Annotated in this window: 21 protein-coding genes; 8 read left to right on the forward strand and 13 right to left on the reverse strand. The window is 37.7% G+C overall.

What is annotated here, in order from left to right:
- Positions 1–53 precede the first annotated feature (53 nt).
- From panD to panB, 3 genes are read right to left on the reverse strand one after another with little or no spacing between them, the layout of a single operon-like run.
- Positions 54–437: an aspartate 1-decarboxylase gene (gene panD / locus FG390_RS02910; RefSeq protein ID WP_141189493.1), complete on the reverse strand. Its 384-nt coding sequence runs from the start codon at positions 435–437 to the stop codon at positions 54–56.
- Positions 412–1,308 (reverse strand): pantoate--beta-alanine ligase, encoded by an 897-nt coding sequence (panC, locus tag FG390_RS02915; protein ID WP_141189494.1) that lies wholly within the window; start codon positions 1,306–1,308, stop codon positions 412–414. Before panC ends, panD begins: the two co-directional genes overlap by 26 nt.
- Positions 1,305–2,144: a 3-methyl-2-oxobutanoate hydroxymethyltransferase gene (gene panB, locus FG390_RS02920; protein WP_141189495.1), complete on the reverse strand. Its 840-nt coding sequence runs from the start codon at positions 2,142–2,144 to the stop codon at positions 1,305–1,307. Before panB ends, panC begins: the two co-directional genes overlap by 4 nt.
- A 553-nt stretch (positions 2,145–2,697) precedes the next feature.
- On the opposite strand from panB, the gene FG390_RS02925 reads away from it, so the two are divergent.
- Both FG390_RS02925 and FG390_RS02930 read left to right on the forward strand, forming a co-directional pair.
- Positions 2,698–4,158, forward strand: a complete 1,461-nt coding sequence (locus FG390_RS02925; protein ID WP_141189496.1) for a spore germination protein — start codon at positions 2,698–2,700, stop codon at positions 4,156–4,158.
- Positions 4,159–4,719: 561 nt separating this feature from the next.
- Positions 4,720–5,361, forward strand: a complete 642-nt coding sequence (locus FG390_RS02930; RefSeq protein WP_246092634.1) for a YitT family protein — start codon at positions 4,720–4,722, stop codon at positions 5,359–5,361.
- A 41-nt stretch (positions 5,362–5,402) separates the two neighbouring features.
- Here the strand turns inward: FG390_RS02930 and FG390_RS02935 are convergent, their stop codons facing one another.
- Positions 5,403–6,686, reverse strand: coding sequence for an MFS transporter (locus tag FG390_RS02935; protein WP_141189497.1), 1,284 nt, complete (start codon positions 6,684–6,686; stop codon positions 5,403–5,405).
- 369 nt (positions 6,687–7,055) lie between these two features.
- On the opposite strand from FG390_RS02935, the gene FG390_RS16310 reads away from it, so the two are divergent.
- Together FG390_RS16310 and FG390_RS02945 are read left to right on the forward strand one after the other, a co-directional pair.
- A complete protein-coding gene (locus FG390_RS16310; RefSeq protein WP_258311546.1) occupies positions 7,056–7,184 on the forward strand; it encodes a hypothetical protein in 129 nt (42 codons plus the stop codon).
- 160 nt (positions 7,185–7,344) lie between these two features.
- Positions 7,345–7,731 (forward strand): hypothetical protein, encoded by a 387-nt coding sequence (locus tag FG390_RS02945; protein WP_141189498.1) that lies wholly within the window; start codon positions 7,345–7,347, stop codon positions 7,729–7,731.
- Between the two features lie 67 nt (positions 7,732–7,798).
- Here the strand turns inward: FG390_RS02945 and FG390_RS02950 are convergent, their stop codons facing one another.
- The 8 genes from FG390_RS02950 to FG390_RS02985 form a co-directional block, all read right to left on the reverse strand.
- Positions 7,799–8,074: a YqhV family protein gene (locus FG390_RS02950; protein ID WP_141189499.1), complete on the reverse strand. Its 276-nt coding sequence runs from the start codon at positions 8,072–8,074 to the stop codon at positions 7,799–7,801.
- 166 nt (positions 8,075–8,240) lie between these two features.
- Entirely contained in the window at positions 8,241–9,221 is a 981-nt protein-coding gene (locus FG390_RS02955) for a biotin--[acetyl-CoA-carboxylase] ligase (RefSeq protein WP_141189570.1), read from the reverse strand.
- Positions 9,218–10,399: a CCA tRNA nucleotidyltransferase gene (locus tag FG390_RS02960; RefSeq protein WP_181406336.1), complete on the reverse strand. Its 1,182-nt coding sequence runs from the start codon at positions 10,397–10,399 to the stop codon at positions 9,218–9,220. Before FG390_RS02960 ends, FG390_RS02955 begins: the two co-directional genes overlap by 4 nt.
- A gap of 58 nt (positions 10,400–10,457) precedes the next feature.
- The gene (gene bshA / locus FG390_RS02965; RefSeq protein WP_141189501.1) at positions 10,458–11,594 is read right to left on the reverse strand and encodes an N-acetyl-alpha-D-glucosaminyl L-malate synthase BshA; all 1,137 of its coding nucleotides are present in this window, start codon (positions 11,592–11,594) and stop codon (positions 10,458–10,460) included.
- Complete coding sequence (bshB1, locus tag FG390_RS02970; RefSeq protein ID WP_141189502.1) at positions 11,594–12,304, reverse strand: bacillithiol biosynthesis deacetylase BshB1; 711 nt, start codon at positions 12,302–12,304, stop codon at positions 11,594–11,596. The genes bshA and bshB1 overlap by 1 nt, the downstream gene beginning before the upstream one ends.
- A complete protein-coding gene (locus tag FG390_RS02975; RefSeq protein WP_141189571.1) occupies positions 12,301–12,723 on the reverse strand; it encodes a methylglyoxal synthase in 423 nt (140 codons plus the stop codon). The genes bshB1 and FG390_RS02975 overlap by 4 nt, the downstream gene beginning before the upstream one ends.
- Before the next feature lie 13 nt (positions 12,724–12,736).
- Positions 12,737–13,543: a 4-hydroxy-tetrahydrodipicolinate reductase gene (gene dapB / locus FG390_RS02980; protein WP_141189503.1), complete on the reverse strand. Its 807-nt coding sequence runs from the start codon at positions 13,541–13,543 to the stop codon at positions 12,737–12,739.
- Positions 13,540–13,860 (reverse strand): nucleotide pyrophosphohydrolase, encoded by a 321-nt coding sequence (locus FG390_RS02985; RefSeq protein ID WP_373681521.1) that lies wholly within the window; start codon positions 13,858–13,860, stop codon positions 13,540–13,542. Before FG390_RS02985 ends, dapB begins: the two co-directional genes overlap by 4 nt.
- 201 nt (positions 13,861–14,061) lie before the next feature.
- Between FG390_RS02985 and FG390_RS02990 the strand changes: the two genes are divergently transcribed.
- The 4 genes from FG390_RS02990 to FG390_RS03005 all read left to right on the forward strand — a co-directional run bounded on the left by FG390_RS02990 (position 14,062) and on the right by FG390_RS03005 (position 18,566).
- Positions 14,062–14,931, forward strand: a complete 870-nt coding sequence (locus FG390_RS02990) for a YitT family protein (protein WP_141189505.1) — start codon at positions 14,062–14,064, stop codon at positions 14,929–14,931.
- Between the two features lie 240 nt (positions 14,932–15,171).
- Complete coding sequence (locus tag FG390_RS02995; RefSeq protein ID WP_246092635.1) at positions 15,172–16,197, forward strand: zinc-dependent alcohol dehydrogenase; 1,026 nt, start codon at positions 15,172–15,174, stop codon at positions 16,195–16,197.
- A 38-nt stretch (positions 16,198–16,235) separates the two neighbouring features.
- The gene (locus FG390_RS03000; protein ID WP_141189506.1) at positions 16,236–16,988 is read left to right on the forward strand and encodes a glucose 1-dehydrogenase; all 753 of its coding nucleotides are present in this window, start codon (positions 16,236–16,238) and stop codon (positions 16,986–16,988) included.
- A 243-nt stretch (positions 16,989–17,231) separates the two neighbouring features.
- Positions 17,232–18,566, forward strand: coding sequence for a gluconate:H+ symporter (locus FG390_RS03005; protein WP_141189507.1), 1,335 nt, complete (start codon positions 17,232–17,234; stop codon positions 18,564–18,566).
- Between the two features lie 302 nt (positions 18,567–18,868).
- On the opposite strand, the gene FG390_RS03010 is transcribed toward FG390_RS03005, so the two are convergent.
- Positions 18,869–19,909, reverse strand: coding sequence for a uroporphyrinogen decarboxylase family protein (locus tag FG390_RS03010; RefSeq protein ID WP_141189508.1), 1,041 nt, complete (start codon positions 19,907–19,909; stop codon positions 18,869–18,871).
- Positions 19,910–19,911: the final 2 nt, after the last annotated feature.

Here is a 19,911-nt window from a genome sequence, read left to right on the forward strand (position 1 = left end):
CACGTTAAAATATGAACACTTTTTCTTTAGATACAAAAAAATAAAACGTTTCATTAATAAACGGTACGTTCTTTTTCCCCATTTTTAATAGACTGAATGGTATTATCCTTATTCATGAAAGCCACGATCGGTTCATAATCATGACATTGTTGATCGTCCATAACTGCATAAGAAATAATAATAACGGTATCACCTTTTTGAACGAGTCTAGCGGCTGCTCCATTTAGACAAATAGTTCCTGACCCTGCTTCACCTTCTATCACATAGGTTTCCAGTCTAGCGCCATTGTGATTATTGACAATTTGAACCTTTTCATGAGGTAAAATATTGGTTGCCGCTAAAATATCACGATCAATTGTAATGCTACCCATATAGTTCAGGTTAGCTTCAGTCACGGTTGCACGATGTATCTTACTTTTCATCATGTGTCTTAGCATAACCTAGTACCTCCTTAGCTGCAGGAATCATTAGAATTCGATTATCAATTAATCTTGCTTGTTTGTACTTCACAGCACAGGCGATAATCACTTGTCCTGAAAGTTCATCAACAGGTTTAAGTTCTGGATAGCGAAGAATATCAACGTAATCCAATTCACCAAGATTCAAATTTTTATAAAAATAACGAGTAATGGAGCTTTTAATTACTTCAGTTGATTTTTCACCTTTTTCAATGAGACTTTCACCTAACTTCAATGCACGGTTAAGATGTAAAGCTTCTTTTCTTTCCTCAGCACTCAGTTTACTGTTACGAGAACTCATCGCTAGGCCATCCTCTTCACGAATCATTGGACAAGGAAAAAGTTGAATTTGAAAATGAAAATCTTGAATAAGTTGCTGAACAATAGCCACTTGTTGAGCATCCTTTAAACCAAAATAGACGTGATGAGGTGAAACAATATGAAATAACTTGGTTAGAATTGTCGCAACCCCATCAAAATGTCCTGGCCGTTTTTCTCCACATAATACGTCGACACCTTGTGTGACATGAACCATTATAGGGTTATCTTGAGGGTACATGTCTGCTGCACTCGGGTGAAATAGAACGTCTGCACCAAGATCTTCAACAAGTTTAGCGTCCTCGTCTAGTGTTCTAGGATAGGTTTCAAAATCTTCATTCGGACCAAATTGAGTAGGGTTAACAAACACACTTACGACAACAAAATCAGACGTTGTTTTGGCTTTTTTGATTAACGAAGCGTGTCCCTTATGAAGGTTCCCCATTGTTGGTACGAAACCTATCGTCTTCCTTTCTTCTCTGATCTCTGTCGCCAACTTTTGCATGTCTTCAATTGTTGTGATGATGTTCATTCTGATTCTCCTCCTTTTAATGCATGTAAAACTTGGTTATCCAAATGAAAGACATGTTCAGCTGACGGGAAAACAGATTCTTTAACTTCTCGAATATAATCTAATATTCCGTCACGAGAAAGTTTTGAAAGGTCAACATAGGATTTTGCAAATGAAGTCAGTCTATCCATTCCATATTTTAAGACGTCATGATAGACAAGGACTTGTCCATCTGTATATCGACCTGCACCAATTCCAATGACTGGAATCGTTAATTTTTTTGTAATTAAGGTTCCAATTGGTTCAGGAACACATTCAAGCACAAGTGCAAATGCACCAGATTCTTCCGCAGCCAAGGCATCTTGAATTAATTTTTCAGCAGATTCTAGACTCTTTCCTTGTACTTTGTATCCTCCCATGGCACCAACAGATTGCGGAGTTAAACCAAGATGTGACATGACTGCAACACCGGCATCCGTCAACCTTTTAATCATCTGAAAAACTTCGCCGCTTCCTTCTAATTTAAGAGCATGTGCCCCGCCGCTTTGAATCAGTTTTCTTGCTGATTGTATCGTATCTGATACGGTTCCATGATACGTTAAAAAGGGCATGTCCGTGACAATGAAAGTGTCTTGTGCCCCGCGTTTAACAGCTTTTGTATGAAGAATCATTTCATCCAGTGTGACATCAACAGTCGATTCATAGCCATGTACGACCATTCCCACAGAATCACCCACGAGGATTAGGTCAATCCCTGCTTCTTCGGCTCCTTTAGCTGACGGATAATCATAAGCCGTCAACATGGCTATTTTCTCATGATTCTTTTTCATTTTTTGAAAATGAGTTATTGTCTTCAATTGTTTTCCTTCCTCCTTGTCATTAAAAAGAGGACTGGTAAAAAAGATTATGACCTCATGTCTCTTAGGTAAGTCTAAAAAAGAAAAAGCCCCACCTTTAACATCTTATCATTTAAGATGATTGGCGAAGACAGAGGTATCCCATTTGACTAAAATATAGCGAAATAATAAAAACGCTTTTTATTTTATATTCAAATAGGTCTTATTTAAATACCATCCTCTGTCCAAGTCCATATTTCTGGATCATGGCAGAATATTTGGGTTTGGTTATCAAACACGTGGTGCCGCTTCTGTAAATGAATGCAGCCCTTATCCTAACCTGTGTTATTGAATATCATACCCATTCGTAAGTATATAGAAGATAAGGTGATTTAGCAATAAGTAGAAATATAACACATTTAAAAATGTTAACACTGAATCAAGACATATTAAACATCATCTTACGGTATTAATGCATTGGTAGCTAAACCTTTGTGTATTTTTTTATGTATAAATGGTAATCATTGAAATAATCATCTTTTATAAAATTTTGTCTATCGATTTGAGGTTTGTTATGGATAATCAACCAAAAAAACAAGTGGGAACCAACATTGATGAAAATATAGCGTATTTAAAACATGAACTCGGCGTTGGAAAGAACTTTGATGTTATTCATTTAGATGTTGAGTATGCTGAAAAGAAAATGGCCATGTTTCTTGTAGATGGATTAGTTAATGATAATCTCCTCCACCTCCTTTTGAAATTCCTCGCAAAAGTAAAAAAAGAAGAGTTAAAAGGAAATACATTAAAAAAGCTTCTTAGATCAGAAATTCCTCACGTTGAGGTAAGTTCAAATGACAATTTAAATCAAGTTGTCGATATCATATTGACTGGTCAAACGGCTCTTATCGTTGATGGAATTAACGAAGTTATTTTAATTGATGCGAGGACTTATCCCGTCCGTGGACCGGAAGAACCTGACACAGAAAGAGTGGTTAGAGGAGCTCGTGATGGATTTGTCGAAACAATCGTATTTAATACTGCTTTAACAAGAAGACGAATTCGCGATCGTACATTAAGAATGGAATTTTTACAGCTTGGGCGTCGTTCAAAAACGGACATTGTCATTTGTTATATTGGAGATATCGCGGATCCGGAGATGGTACATAAACTAAAAGACATACTTTCAGACATCGATACAGATGGCCTTCCTATGGCAGAAAAAACGATCGACGAATATATATCGGGGAATTACTGGAACCCATTTCCGGTTGTTCGGTTTACCGAACGTCCTGATACAACAGCAGCCCATCTATTTGAGGGGCACATCTGCATCTTTGTTGATGGTTCCCCATCTGTCATGATTACGCCAGTCACCTACTGGCATCATCTGCAACATGCAGAAGAATATCGAAATAAACCTCTAACCGGGGCCTATTTAAGAATGGTGCGATATTTAGCCGTTTTTGGATCAATTTTTATAATGCCTCTATGGTATTTATTAAATTTAGAACCTAGTTTAATCCCAGACCGATTTGACTTTATAGGTCCAAATGACAAAGGTCAAATACCCCTTCTACTCCAATTCCTACTTGTTGAAGTTGGCATGGATATGTTACGAATGGCGGCGATTCATACCCCTACGGCACTAGCTACCGCCCTTGGACTGGTTGCAGCCTTAATGATTGGGCAAGTCGCTGTTGAAGTTGGTCTATTTACGAATGAAGTCATCTTGTATTTTTCGATTGCTGCTATCGGAACATTTGCGACACCGAGTTATGAACTCGGCTTGGCCAATCGGCTCGTGCGTATTGCTTTACTCCTTTCTACAGCCTTGTTTCATACACCGGGTTATGTCATTGCATCAACGATCTTTATTATTCTACTCGCACGTATGCAATCCTTTGGTGTTCCATACCTCTGGCCTTTTATACCATTTAACTTCAAGGCTTTTCGAGATGTATTGGTTCGTTCGCCAATCCCGTTAAAAAATCGTCGACCACGTGTCCTTAATCCTAAAGACCCAGATCGATAAGTAATCTAATATATTTAGGGAATTTTATCCATTAGGTCATTCAAAAAAAAGAGCCTTATCGCTTTTTTTTTGAACCTAAGCAAGTATAAAAATAATTTACGCCTTACAGGCCCCGCAATCGGCAAGTTTTCTTTATCCAATCGTACCCTTCACCCACTCACGTTTGAATGTGAGATATTGGTCAACTTAAAGTAGAAGAAGCCGTTTTACTTGCGGATCGTGTTATCTTACTTCAGGATGGATCGATTGCCCAAGATATTCAAATACCAATCTCTCGACCTAGACAAAGAAATCATCCCGCCTTCTCACCACTAGTGAATCAAATATTAAATCAAATTTTAGGGCGTCACGACAAAGATACCATGATGATTTGATATGTAAATTTAGCCAACCGTCCCATGAAAGAATGGAACAGGTCGGCTCTTTTTTGTTTTACAGTTCGCTTATCCTTTCTCCTTATATTTATGAGAAATATATGACATTCTCTTAAGTGAATCCGAATACATTAATAAAAGAGGACAAGTCATCATATATTTCATTAAAATGTTAGGATGATTTCATTTGAAAAGGCATAATACGATTTACGTATTGAGTTATTTATCGAAAAAATACATACTGATTTTTATAGGCGCCGTCATTCAAGGTTTTTCTATGGGTGTTTTTTTATTTCCTAATGCGATCCCAACGGGTGGGGCTGCTGGATTAACCGTATTGCTTAATTATTGGATTCATTTACCTCTTAGTGTGACATTATGGATATTGAACTCATCTGTTCTATTATTCGCCTATCAATATTTAGGTGGTGGATATGTTGTTGGAACCCTTTTTGGTATTACAGTAACATCTGTTTCCATCGATGTCTTTGGAAAACTTTTGGTCACGCCTTTTTCTAACGTGTGGATTGACGTGTTCTTCGGTTCGATATTTTTCGGTATTGGTATTTCCTTCCTATTGAGACAAGGGATTTCCAATGGAGGAATCGGCGTCATCGCTTATATTATATCGAGGTATCGACATGTTGACCCTGGAAAACCGATGTTTTGGATTAATGGCATTATTTTTGTTATTACGGCTTATGTGATCGATTGGCAAATTGTTATACAAGCCATTCTCTGTCAATGGATTTCCACAAAAATTATTAATTGGTTATATAATCTTTCTATTGAAGCAAAGGTACCTTCATTAGCTTGGCGAAAAAAATAACCACCTCACGAGTAGGGTTGTCTAAACATCTCCATAGTCGTTTATCGACCTCCAACTGGCTCTAAAATCGTCCTATTTTTCTCTTTTTTGCCTCTTTTTCCTCTTTCATTTTTACCTGTTTGTTCTTGTTCGTTATCCTTGACACGGATCAAAAACAAAGCAAGTACGCCCACTAAAAAAGTAAATCCAGCAATGGATAAAAACATTCCCATTCTGGACCATGAGATTAACCAACCAAAAACAGGCGGACCAACAGCTACACCAAGAAACCGAACAGATCCGTAAAGGGATGTGACAAAACCTCTTCTCTCTTTTCCTACGGCTCCAGTAATAAAACTATTGATACACGGAAGAATTAAACCAGTTCCCACACTGCTTATCACGAGCACCGATATAAATGGAACTATGTTTTTAAAAAAGGCTAATGAACCATAAGAAATTGTTACAAAAATAAAACCTAAGATGATCAGTTTTTTCATCAACTTCTGATTTTCACCAATTTTACTTCCTGTAATATAAGAAGTCGAACACATCACTAATAGCGGGATGGCTAGGACAAGCCCTTTTATAACACCATCAATACGATATGTTTTTTCTAAAGTATCAGATAAATAAAAAAGGATTCCAAACAAAGTGAATAAACAGGTTGCTCCAGCAAGGTAAGCTGTAAGAAGCCATTTTCCTTCTTGTTTAAAGACACTTAATAATCCTTTAACGTATTGGCCAAATTTTGGTGCTTCTTTCTTCTTCTTTTTTTCCTTTATAAAAATCCATGTAAGAATAATGGATACAAGAACGACAGCAGGAAAGGCAAAGAAGACCCCATACCAGACAATTAATGCAACTAAAGATCCTAAGATAGGTGATAAAACCTTACCAAAACCATTTGATGCTTCGACCAGTCCAAGGACTCTGCTTTCTTCAGATCCTTTAAATAGATCTCCTGTTAAAGCCATGGCTATCGGTGCTGTTCCTGATGCACCAATTCCTTGAAGAGTTCGTCCAACGATGATCCATATATAGGCATTTGAAAATATAGCTGCAGCAAAGCCTGCCAATATTCCTCCTAATCCATATAGCATTAAGGATGGAATAATAACCGCTTTTCGGGAGAAACGGTCTGATAAGTATCCAAGGATAGGGATAGAAATGGCTGCTACAGCAGAAAAGGCTGTTATTGTTAAACTGGTTTGAAATGAACTGAGTTTTAATTCAGATTGCATTTTTGGCAATATTGGAATGAGCATGGAATTCCCTAAAGTCATGATTAATGGGATAGATCCAATCGCTGCGACCACCATTGCCGAAGTTTTTTTATTAGTCATGATAAATGGTCCTCCACATAAACTATTCTCCATGTTAGATTATCCCTTGTGTGAAAACTTATTCAGTGATTAAAATGGTAAGATTTTTCTTTTTGTCATCGGATCATGTAGAATACCTGGGTTTCGTCTTTTGATCATAAATCACATATTTAGAGAGGTTGTTTTCGCAACAACTAGCCTCGACTTCTTTGAAAAAGTCATTAGGTATCATAACTTATTAACGGAAGCATACATTAGAATAAGTTGGACAAATACATATATTTGAAAATTAAGGTGATTTATTTGCGTACAAGTTTAATGACTCGTTTCCACCTCTATTGTATACGGGCAACCTTCATTATATTGGGCGCTGTTATACAAAGTTTTGCCATGGGAGTATTTCTATTTCCAAATTCGACTCCTTCGGGTGGTGCTGGTGGACTAACAAAAATAGTCAGCGTATCGTTTAATTTCTCCTTACCCACTTTCATTCCTTTTTTTGCTTGGCGTAAAAAATAAGGATGAATTAATTCATCCTTATTTTCCCTAATTTCTCGTTTTCCGTTTTTTTCAGTCTCCATCTTAACTATCACAACATAAATGAGGTAAACAGATTTATGAAGTATAAAGAAAGTTTTTAAGGAGAAAATACCCCTTATTCACATTAAGGAGTAGAGTCATGAAGTTATTTATAGAACACATATTAGATCATATTGAACAAATAGGAAAAAGAAATGAATTTACAGTTTCTCTTTCTAGCACAAAAAATGAAGATAATTATTTACGGGGCGTCCTACAATTTTTTGATGATATGTTTAATGTTCACTACGTTGTCTTTTTCAGTTATCCAGATGAACAACCTAACCTCAACTATATTTTCTGGCTTCTTGATAAAAAGGGAAATGAGCAAACCATACAAAAAGATGGATCTAAAGAAAAAATGCTTGATGTTGTAAAAAAGTTAGCTATTAAAGAAGTCCATGTTAATCTTGCTAAAGGCAAGGATATTCGTAAACTTTTTAAAGAGTTAGAAAATGTCATGGCGAATGAAAAGAAAGAGTGCTAAAAGATGGAACAGTTTCTTTTTTTAAACAAAGAGAGTTTCGGTATGTAGTAAGAAGAGTCAAATAATTTCAACCACTTCTTACTCCATAAAGGATTAAAGCTATTCCTGTAAAAATCCATAAAATTTTAATAAAAGAGATTTTATCAGCTATCCCAATAAGTCCAATGGATGTTGTTGCTATGAGAATCAGCGGACCAACGATGGCTAAGGAGCTATTTATAACAAGTGCTTTATCTATTTGATTGACCTTTAACATAAGAATGGCTGCTATAATTTCAATACTACCTGATAGAAGTCTTAAAGTGGCCATACCTAATACTGCTTTCTCAAATAATAAAAACATAAGTTTGCTCCTCCATTTTCTGAATGTCATTCTATTATATGTAGGATTTGGATTTATAGGACAGGTTTTTCATATGAAATATAGCACGAATTGGTTAAAATTATGGGATATATCCTACATAAAGTGAAAAAAAGAGGGTTCTTTACCTTCCCTCTTTGATTTAGCCTTATTCTATTTCGATGTCCGCGGAATAAATTTTGTGAATAGAACCCTGATCATCTTCTAGTAAAAGCGCACCTTCTTCATCTATCCCCTTAGCGAGACCAGTTAAAACTTTTCCATTAAATAATCGAGCATTGATCCGTTTACCAATACTCACAGCATGGCTCTCCCACATCCATTTAATGACCGAAAATCCTTCTTCTAAATATCGCAAATAAAGCTCTTCAAAATAGAAAAGGATCGTTTGAACAATTAATGACATATCATGTTCTTTTCCAGTTAATGTTTTTAACGATGTGGCCACGTGACGTATTTCTTCTGGAAAATCATTTTTATTGGCATTGATATTCATCCCCATACCAATAATGACAGCTTTAACGTTTGTCCCTTCAGTTTGCATTTCCGTTAAAATACCCACTATTTTTTTCCCCATGACAAGGATATCATTTGGCCATTTAATATCTGTTTGAATACCCGTTACTTCCGTAATAGCTTTATAAACGGCGACTGCAGCAATAAGTGTTAGTTGAGGAATCCTATTAATGGACAGTTTAGGTCGTAAAATTAAACTCATCGCAATCCCTTTTCCTTTCGGCATAGACCAGGTACGTCCGAGTCTGCCGCGTCCAGTCATTTGATGACTCGTAATGACCAATGTGCCATGTGGTGCCCCATCCTCCGCTAAATGTTGAGTCTCTTTTTGAGTCGATCCGATGGAATCAAAATAGATCAAATGTTGTCCTAACTCTTTCGTTTTTAAGCCAACTAGAATTCGAGCTTCACTTAATTCATTTGGTGTTGAAAGAAGTCGGTATCCCTTCTTTTGAATGGCTTCAATCTTGAAACCTTCTGATTCTAGTTCTTTAATATGTTTCCAAACGGCTGTCCTAGAACAGCCAAGGACATCACAAATTTTTTGCCCAGACAAGTGAATATCAGGATGTTTTAACAACATGTCTAGAATTTTATGTTTTGTTTTTTTCATTGTAAGAGCCATTGTTTGATGTCCTCCTTTCTATTTATCAGTTGACCCGACAGAATAAGTTTTTCGATTTGTTCAAGCTTTTGTGCGATCCAAGGTCCGCTTTCTTTGTTCAACCACTCTATAAGATCATGACCTGAAACAGAGACATCTTGACGATGATGTATAGGCATCCTCTTCCATAATTGATGAATCTGTTGGTCTTGCATTGAATAATGAGAATAAAAGACATAGTTTAATCGTTCGATGGCAAGGGCTTGTTCTAGTCCGCTTTGATACAAAGAATAAATATCCCATGGTTTTTGAGCTTGCTCTTGAAAAACTGACTTTAATGTAATCATCGCTTTCCTTAAAGAACTGGACATTTTCCATTTATAACAAAATTCTCGAATATCTATTTTAAGAGCCAATAAAAAAGCACACCAATGTTCAGCATCACTTTGAAGCATGATAAGTTTTCGTTTACTGTGATTGAGAATGTCCTCTCCTTTATTCTTACAGAGTAAAAGATGTTCATGACAATTTGTTTCAACGAGATATTGTAATGCTTTTGATACTGCTTGTCCATGAAGGAGTTTAGTCATTTCTTGAGACACTCGTTCTATGGATACTTTGGACAACAATGGAGATGTTTCATTAAAGGCTTGCCTTTCAAGACTTCCAAGCGTAAAATCCAATTGGCTTAGAAAACGCAATCCACGTAATAAGCGTAGAGGATCTTCTTGAATTCGATCTAATGGGTTTCCTACCATTCGAATTTGTTTTAATTGACAATCTTTTTTTCCCCCATAGGGATCAATGAGAACCCCTTCCTTATCTATTGCCATTGCATTCATGGTAAAATCCCGACGTTTTAAATCTTCTTGAATGGAGGAAACAAAGGTCACGGTATTGGGATGCCTAAAATCACGATACTCAGATTCAGATCGAAAAGTCGTCACTTCATACCCTTCTCCTTGATAAATAACAAGAACAGTCCCATGTTCAATTCCCACAGGGACTGTTTTCGGAAATAGGTTTTGAACGATGTCAGGGGTAGCAGACGTTGTAATATCAATATCATGAACAGGCAAGCCGAGAAAAGCATTCCTGACTGCTCCGCCGACGACATAGGCATCATAACCATGATCATTTAATTGATTTAAAATTGGTATGACTTTAGGAAAAGGAAATTGCAACACCTGCCACCTCTTTATCTATTGTTTAACCGGGTAGATCATTTATTATACTTAAATCTATCTAATGATTATTTTTACCAAGTACTTGATAATAGACGGATTCATACTGAGAAAGAATGTGCTCAGTTCCAAATGTCGTTCGAGCCCGTTTAAAAGCTTGGCTCGCCATTTTTTCATGTAAACCCAGATTTTGAAGCACTTCAAGGGCTCGTGAAGATGCTGCTTTTATATCTCCACATGGTACGATAAAACCTGTTTCACCATCCACAATGACTTCTGGGATGCCCCCAATGCGTGTTCCTATAGCAGGTACTGAACAAGCAGCTGCCTCTAAGAGGATTAAACCAAAACTTTCTTTTTCAGATAAAAGGAGAACAAGATCACTTATTGATAATAAGTCAGCCACATTTTCTTTTTTCCCAAGGCAAAGGACGTGCTCTTCAATTCCAAGATCTCGCACGATATCTCGCACGATAGGAAATTCAGGACCTTCACCGATAAGCAATAATTTTGATGGTAGTTGATCATGAACGTTTTTAAAGGTTTGGATAATATCTGGTACCCTTTTCACACGCCGAAAATTAGAAATATGAATAAGAACTTTTTCATTCTCCTCAATACCAAGCTCTTTCTTTAGGTCAGGAATGTCACGTCTGACATAAGTTTCTTCATCAACAAAATTATAGATTGGAACAATTTCTTTATTCGTATGGAGCATGTCCCTTGTTTGATGAACAAGATCTTTGGATACAGCCGTTACAGCATCGGATTTTTCGATACCAAAACGAATTATTTCACTGAGTGATGGATCATCACCAAGAACCGTTATGTCTGTCCCATGTAGTGTCGTAACAATTTTAAATGCACCACCGGCCATTTCTTTAGCTAAGAAGGCACAAACAGCGTGTGGCATGGCATAATGAACATGCAAAATATCCAACTTTTCCCTCAAAGCCACTTCAGCCATCTTGCTTGCGAGGGTTAAATCGTATGGAGGATAACGAAATACGGCGTATTGATTCACTTCAACCTCATGAAAAAAAACGTTTCGTAAGGGTTTGTCCAATCTAAAGGGCATGCTGGATGTAATAAAATGAATTTCATGGCCTTTTTGAGCAAGTAATTTTCCAAGCTCGGTCGCAACAACACCTGAACCGCCGATGGTAGGGTAACACGTAATACCAATCTTAAGTCCCATCACACATGACCTCCAACTATATCACCTAGGGTTAAGGGTCTCTTTGTTTTAAAACCTTCGGCATATGTAACATTAATTTCTTTTCCAAATAATCGATCGCGACTTTGTACCGTTTCTATATATCCGTTTGTCAGCGGTGTGTCTACTCCGTTAGTCGGTTCGAATTGACTTTCATAGGCTATTAGTGCTGCCAGTTTTTTTTCGTAAACATCTGATATGTTAACGACAAAGTCTGGATGATGAAATCCATTAATAAAATAATAATAAAGTTCTTTAGGCCTGAAACTTGGCAAATTCAAATGAGCGGTATATTTTTTTATTCCTGCCGAAAAGTAGGCTTGATCAATCAAATGGCCACAATCACCATGATCTGGATGACGATCTTTATTATATGGGGCAAAGATCACTTTAGGTTGATATTCTCGAATAATATCCACAATCGCAGCACATTTTTCCTCGGTAAATTGGAGGCCACGGTCAGGAAAACCTAAATTTTCACGAACTTCAAGATTCAATGCTATAGACGCCCTTTTGGCTTCCTTTTGTCTTAATTCAACATTGCCATTAGACGATAAATCAGCTTTTGTTAGATCGCAGATGCCAACTTTGTAACCTTTTTGAGCATGTAAAGCCAGTGTTCCACCCATCCCGATTTCAACATCATCTGGATGGGCACCAAATGCTAAAATATCAAGTTGTCGTTCACTCATTCTTTACTATTTCCTTCTTCCTTATCATGTATTATCTCGCGCCAATGTAGGTCGTTTCGACTTAAAGCATGCATGACCAGTTCGGCTGAAGCCATGTTTGAAGCAAGAGGGATTTGATAAACATCACTTAAACGCATTAAAGCACTGACATCAGGCTCATGTGGTTGGGCAGTTAATGGATCGCGAAAGAACAGAATAATATCCATATTATTTGTTGCCACCATGGCGCCTATTTGTTGATCTCCTCCAAGTGGACCGGACTGAAAACGATGGATTTTAAGTGAGGTAGCTTCCATGATGCGTAGGCCAGTGGTTCCTGTCGCAAACAGTTCATGCTTCGATAATATCGGTTCATAGGCTGTTGCAAATCGTACCATATCGTCTTTCTTTTTATCATGAGCGATGAGTGCTATTTTCATCATTCTTTCCCCCTCAATCAAGAATATTTTCAAGACCATATACGAGCGTGTTTAGAGACATAACTGTTCTGACACTATAAGCAACACCAGTCATGAAGGATTGACGATTCATGGAGTCATGACGCAAGGTTAGTAACTCTCCATCTCCTCCAAGTAGAACTTCTTGGTGAGCAATAAGACCTGGCAAGCGAACACTATGAATTCTCAAGCCATCGAACTCTGCTCCTCTAGCACCAGGCAATAATTCTTTCTCCTCGGGATGTCCTTGAGCTTTTTGTTCTCGATTTTTTTGAATAAGTTCAGCTGTTTTCACGGCTGTTCCTGATGGTGCATCTTTTTTCTGATCATGATGCATTTCAATAATCTCAACGTCAGGAAAATATTTGGCTGCCATACTGCTAAACTTCATTAAGAGAACGGCACCGATCGCAAAATTAGGAGCAATAATCCCGCCTAACTGTTTTTCATCCATTTGTTTTTTAAATCTTTCAACCTCTTCACTTGTAAAACCTGACGTACCAATAACTGTTTTGATTCCATAATCGATGGCTGTCTGCAAATGTTTCTTACCAATCTCAGGATGTGTGAAATCAATTAAGACATCTGGTTTAACATCACTAAAACAATGTTCAATATCAGTATATACCCTAGCATCCATGGATGAGAGATTTAAGAGATCACCAATTTTTTCTCCCTCATATTTATGATCAACAACCCCTACCAATTCAAAATCGGGAGTTCTAGAAATCATTTTGACTGTTTCCGATCCCATTCGACCACGTGCACCAGCAACGATTAATTTTATTTTTTCTTGACTCATGATTTTTCCTCCTGTGCGTCTATTCTTGTCCAACGATTCTTATCTCGTGTATTAAATTTATTCATCACCATCTTGAACGATTTTTCCATATCTATATCTAAAGAATTGGCAAGACACGTTAAAACAAATAACAAATCTCCAAGTTCTTCGTCTATAGCCTTCTCGCCTTCAGAGGCTTTCTTTTTCTTTTCACCATAATAATGGTTGATCTCCCGTGCAAGTTCGCCAAGCTCTTCTGTCAAACGAGCCGTCATGGCAAGTGGTGAAAAATAACCTTCTTTAAACTGACTTATGTATTCATCTACTTCTTTCTGCATACCTTTTATACTTAACTGATTCAAATCTCTAGCCTCCCAAAACATCCACTACATGTAATATTAAGCAAAAAAGGATGTATTGACAAATCTTTTGTCGATTGAACGTTCAGTTTCTTTTATATATAATTAAGTTCATGCCATTAATTAGTAAAAGAAGGTATAAAACGTCATTAAATTAGCCAATACAAAGGGATTGAAATTATGAATGTATCGATTAAATTAAAAAATACCTTATTCATTATCGTTGGTTCTGCTTTTTTCGCTTTTGGACTTGTTAACTTTAACATTAAGAACAAACTGGCGGAAGGCGGAATTACAGGAATAACACTCATTTTATATAACTTATTTCATATTGATCCAGCAATAAGCAATATCGTCATAAATATCCCCTTGTTCTTCATAGGTTGGAGGTATTTAGGTAAAAATGGTTTTATTTATACTTTAATTGGAACAGTCGGCCTATCCTTTTTCCTATATGTCTTCCAGCATTTTTTAACTTTTAATATCTCATTAACCGGTGATATGACACTAGCTGCATTATTTGCAGGCGTCCTTATTGGATTAGGACTCGGAATTATTTTTAAATATGGCGGAACAACAGGTGGCTCTGATATTGTCGCTCGTATTCTTTTCAAATATGTCGGTTGGAATATTGGAAAAACCATGTTTATTATTGATGCTTTAGTTATTACAGCCTCACTTATTTATTTGAATTTTGTTCAAGCCATGTATACACTAGTTGCTGTTTTTGTTGCTGCGCGAGTCATTGATTTTATTCAAAAAGGGGCCTATGCAGCAAAGGCGGCTATGATTATATCACAAAAAAATGAAGCTATATCTAATATTATCATAAAAAATCTTGACCGTAGTGTCACCATACTCAATGGAAAGGGCGGTTATACGGGTCAACAAATGGGAGTCCTCTATTGTGTTGTCAGTCAAAGTGAGATTTTTAGATTAAAAAATCTTGTTAACCAAATTGACCCCCATGCTTTTGTATCTATTCATGATGTATATGAAGTTTTCGGTGAAGGATTTACACTAGATTCAGATAAGAAACCAATAAATTAAGAACCTCTTGATGGAATCATATCATGAGGTTCTTTTTTGTTCTTTAATCATATAAGAGACAAAAATTGAGCTGTTTTTAAAACCAACTAGTCTAACATCCTCCTATTGGTCATATACTCACTGTAAATTGAATTCTAGTTAAAACGATCCGTCCTTTTAATTAGATTCTATGCTTATAGTGTCTTATTCCAAATAAAAGTCCTCAATGTTTAAAATAAATTTACAGTTGGAGGGATAGAAATGTCAGAAATGAAGGCTGGACTCTACAAGTCGCCAAAACATGTTGAAATGGGTCAATTACCGATTCCAACCATCAAAAAAGATGAGGTCCTAGTCAAAGTCTCCTTTGCCGGTATATGCGGTACAGACATGATGATTTACTTTGGGAGACATCCTAGAGCAAAAGCACCTCTTGCCATGGGACATGAATTCAGCGGTATTATTGAAAAAGTTCATCCTCTCTCAGTAGATGAATTTTCAGTTGGCGATCGCGTCGTTATTGAACCAACCTTAAGTTGTGGTTCGTGTGATGCATGTCGTTCCGGTCAATTTCATGTATGCAACTTACTACAATTAATCGGCATTGATCATCACGGTGGATTTGCTGAATATGTTTCGGTTCCTACACATCGATTACATAAAATCCCTTCGAATGTAACTGAAGAACATGCAGCAGTTGTCGAACCAGTGGCTGTCGCTATACATACTGTCAAACGATCTTCCCTTCAATTAGGCGATACGGTCCTAATATTAGGTGCTGGTCCAATTGGTTTACTCATTGGTCTAGCGGCACAAAATGCTGGTGCTGGAGAGATCATCATCTCGGATGTTAGTCCTTTTCGCTTAGAAAAAGCCAAGGAATTAGGATTCCATGTTGTTGATAGTCAAACTGACGATGTTGTTCAAGTGGCTCTTTCTCTTACAAATGGAAAAGGAGCAGATGTTGTCTTTGAGGTTGCAGGACATCAAGCAACGATTGACCAAATGTTACCTGCCATTAAGTTTCAAGGTAAGGCAACTGTTGTAAGCGTATTCAAAAATAAGCCGCAAGTTGATCTTGCTGCGATGCACTTTCGTGAATTGTCATTAACTACGACTCGATGCTACACACATGATGATTTTAGAACTGCACTAAGACTGATGGAGGATGGTCGAATCGATGTCGCCCCTATTATCTCTCACATTTTACCTATCGAAGAGATTAAAAAAGGATTTGAATTAATGGAATACCCTGATGAATCTCTAAAAATACTATTTCATCCTTAATAATATATAAAACTTTTTAAAAAATGAGGTGAGAGATTATGAATCTATTTTCATTAAATGGAAAAGTTGCCTGTATTTCTGGTGCGACACGCGGTATTGGTAAAGTGATGGCACTTGCTTTAGCAGAAGCTGGAGCTGACATTGCTCTTCTACAACGATCCGAAAATCAAGAAGTCAAAGAAGCTATTGAAACAATTGGGAAGACTTGTAAAATTATCTCATGCGATATGTCAAACCCAAACGATGTTAAAGCAGCCATTCCTAAAGTCCTAAACGAATTTGGAACCATTGATATTCTTGTGAATAATGCAGGAATTCAAAGACGTTCGCCTTCTACCACTTTCTCAGAAAAAGATTTTGATGACGTCTTACAAGTTAATCTAAAAGCTGTTTGGCTTTTATGCCAGCAAGCTGGAAAACACATGGTTGCGAAAGGTCATGGGAAAATCATTAATACGGCGTCTCTTCTTTCATTCCAGGGGGGGTGTACTGTCCCTGCTTACGCTGCTGCAAAAGGAGGTGTTGCCCAGATTACAAAAGCGCTTGCCAATGAGTGGGCAGAGCATAATGTGAATGTGAATGCCATCGTTCCAGGTTACATTGCAACTGATATGAATACAGCCCTTATTCAGGATCCCATTCGGAGTAAGCAAATTTTGGACCGTATTCCAGCTGGACGTTGGGGTACACCGGAAGATTTTAAAGGCACCATTATTTTTCTTGCCTCTAATGCATCCAATTATATCCATGGTCATTTACTTGTTGTCGATGGTGGATGGTTAGGCAGATAGGTCAACTCTTTTTGATCCCGCCTTAACGGCGAATATTGATCCCCACTTCAAGGTTCTGAGCATTCAAAGAAAATAGGTTGGCACAACTGCCCGTAAAGGCCCGATTGGTTCTGGCTCACCATTAGTGGAGGATGAAGCAGGCTAAAAACCAGGCGTCCTATCGCAACGACTGCACTAGCACATCCTGTGCATCGAAAAACCCCCGCTGATGGAAGTTTCATAATAATGAAGGAGGAATTAGTGATGCCCATATTTATTGTTGCTTTAGGTGTATTATTATTACTTTTCTTGATTGTCAAATTAAAGGTTAATACGTTTATTTCGTTAGTTGTTGTTGCTATTTTAGTTGCCCTTGGTCTTGGTATGGATATCACTAAAATTATCACATCTGTCGAAACAGGGATAGGCAGTCAATTAGGTCACCTCGCTCTTGTGTTTGGTTTTGGCGCAATGCTTGGGAAATTAGTCGCTGATGCTGGTGGTGCTTATCGAATCGCCATTACATTAATCAATCGCTTTGGTCGTAAAAAAATTCAAGTGGCTGTTGTTGTTGCTTCTTTCATTATCGGTATTGCTCTCTTCTTTGAGGTAGGTCTTGTCCTTTTAATTCCAATTATTTTTGCCATAGCCACTGAACTTGGTATTTCTATTTTATATTTGGGAATTCCAATGGTTGCTGCCTTATCGGTGACACACGGTTTCCTACCACCTCACCCAGCACCAACAGCGATAACAGCCGCCTATGGCGCAAATATGGGGCAAGTCCTTTTGTTTGGACTTATTATCTCTATTCCAACAGCCATTGTTGCAGGGCCTCTATTTAGTAAAATTGCCATTAAGGTGATACCTAGCGCATTTGAACGTAAAGGTAATATCAAAGCCTTAGGAAAACAAAAAGAATTTAAACTTGAGGATACACCTGGATTTTTCATAAGTACGATAACATCCCTATTTCCAGTTATTTTAATGGCGTTAGCAACGATTTTTTCTTTAGCCGTTAAAAGTGATACACCGATTAAGTCATTCATTGAATTTATTGGTGCTCCAGGAACGGCCATGCTTATTTCGCTCATCATTGCCATCTATACGATGGGAATTGCACGTAAAATCCCTATGAAATCGATCATGAGTTCCGTTGAAACGTCGATTAGCCAAATTGCTATGATGCTCCTTATCATTGGCGGTGGTGGTGCCTTCAAACAAGTCTTAATCGATGGTGGTGTAGGCGATTATGTTGCAAAAATGTTTACTGGAACAAATCTATCGCCTCTATTACTAGCTTGGATCATTGCTGCTATATTACGTCTTTGCCTTGGATCAGCTACTGTTGCTGCATTAACAACGGCTGGCCTCGTAACACCACTTATGGTATCCGGTGCAGTAAACCCTGCACTAATGGTTCTTGCAACTGGTGCGGGAAGTTTAATAGCTTCTCATGTAAACGACGCTGGTTTCTGGATGTTTAAAGAATACTTCAATTTAAGTTTAAAAGAAACGTTTGGAACATGGACATTATTAGAAACCATTATTTCTATTATGGGCTTAATTTGTGTCCTCATCCTTAGCGCGTTTATTTAAAGCGCTTTCAATCAATTTTTTATCTTATTATCAACCAAAAATTAAACCATCGAGTGTTATAAATAAATATAAAAGAAAGCCTATTATTGCACAACAATGGAACCATTAACTCTGATCCATCTTGTCTTTTATTGTCTTCTTCTTTCTTTCTCGTTTCACACGTGAAGGGCTCTGCTAAATTACAAATGCCTTAAAAATGAATGAGTGGAGAGAAAGGTGATCACTTTTCTCTCCACTCATTTTGCCTAACCATCAATTCGAGCCAAAACAGCTTTTCTTATCAAAAATATATTTCATATGTGTTACCTTTTCTCACTGCCTGTAACCCGCTGGTATGCCTCGACCGTTAGCATTTCCGAGACCCATTGACCATGAGCATCATCCGTGTCAAACGGGATACTGCAATCGCCACTGAGGAGAATGCCTTGGTGCCCGTTTTCTTCGAGCAGACGCTGCGTTTCAGCCTGAATCTCTTCTTTTGAACCTTTGTAAAAGACACCGTTCTCCGTATTCTCAAAACCACCCATCACCGCACGACCGCCAAAGAGTTCCTTTCCTTCTTTCAAAGAAACTTCTTCCACGTAAGTGGCCCAGTGAAAGGCTTTTACCGGATAATCTTTATAATCGCCCAGCTGGTTCCGTTTGCCGTTAAAGCCGCAGATATGGATGATATTGTAATCACGAATGTCTTGAACCGCCCGCAACAATTTAACCTCGCTTGGCTGAACATATTGCTGCCACTGCTTCGTACTAATGAGCGAATCCTGAGGCTGCTGAACGCACAGATAGATGCCGTCAATCCCCGATTCTTTAATCAATTTAGTGCCCAAAACAATCAGATCATCGCTAAGCACGTCAAAGGCATCGGCAATTGCCTCAGGCTCCTTTTTTAAAAAGCGGTAAATTTTTTCGGAATCCTTTTCAAGAATTTCAAAACGCAGACGCAACTGATACCACGGAGAAAAAATATTGTAAAAACTACCAATTTCACCCTCGTAATGGTCAACAATTGCCTTAATTGCGGCTACCTGCCGAGTGATCCATGGATCATCCGGATCAATGGGCTGAATCTTTTTCAGATCCTCCGGTGTCTCAAACTCATTATCAATCACACTGGGATGCAAGAAGAATCCATCACTCATAATCTTCGTAAAATCAGGGTGGTAACGATCATAAAAATTCTGCTGGCGATTAACCACCTCATCGATCACTGCTAAGTCACGGTATCCAAGAACTTGTTTTTGCTCATTTGATAGATAGTGATGCCAAAAACCGGCTAACACTCGGTCTGTCGGCTTGTTATCCAACGTATCTAGTAGAATTTGATGTTTATTTTCTGCCACAA

Origin of the sequence: Terrilactibacillus laevilacticus, from assembly GCF_006517395.1 — a bacterium.
GTDB classification, from domain to species: domain Bacteria; phylum Bacillota; class Bacilli; order Bacillales; family Sporolactobacillaceae; genus Terrilactibacillus; species Terrilactibacillus laevilacticus.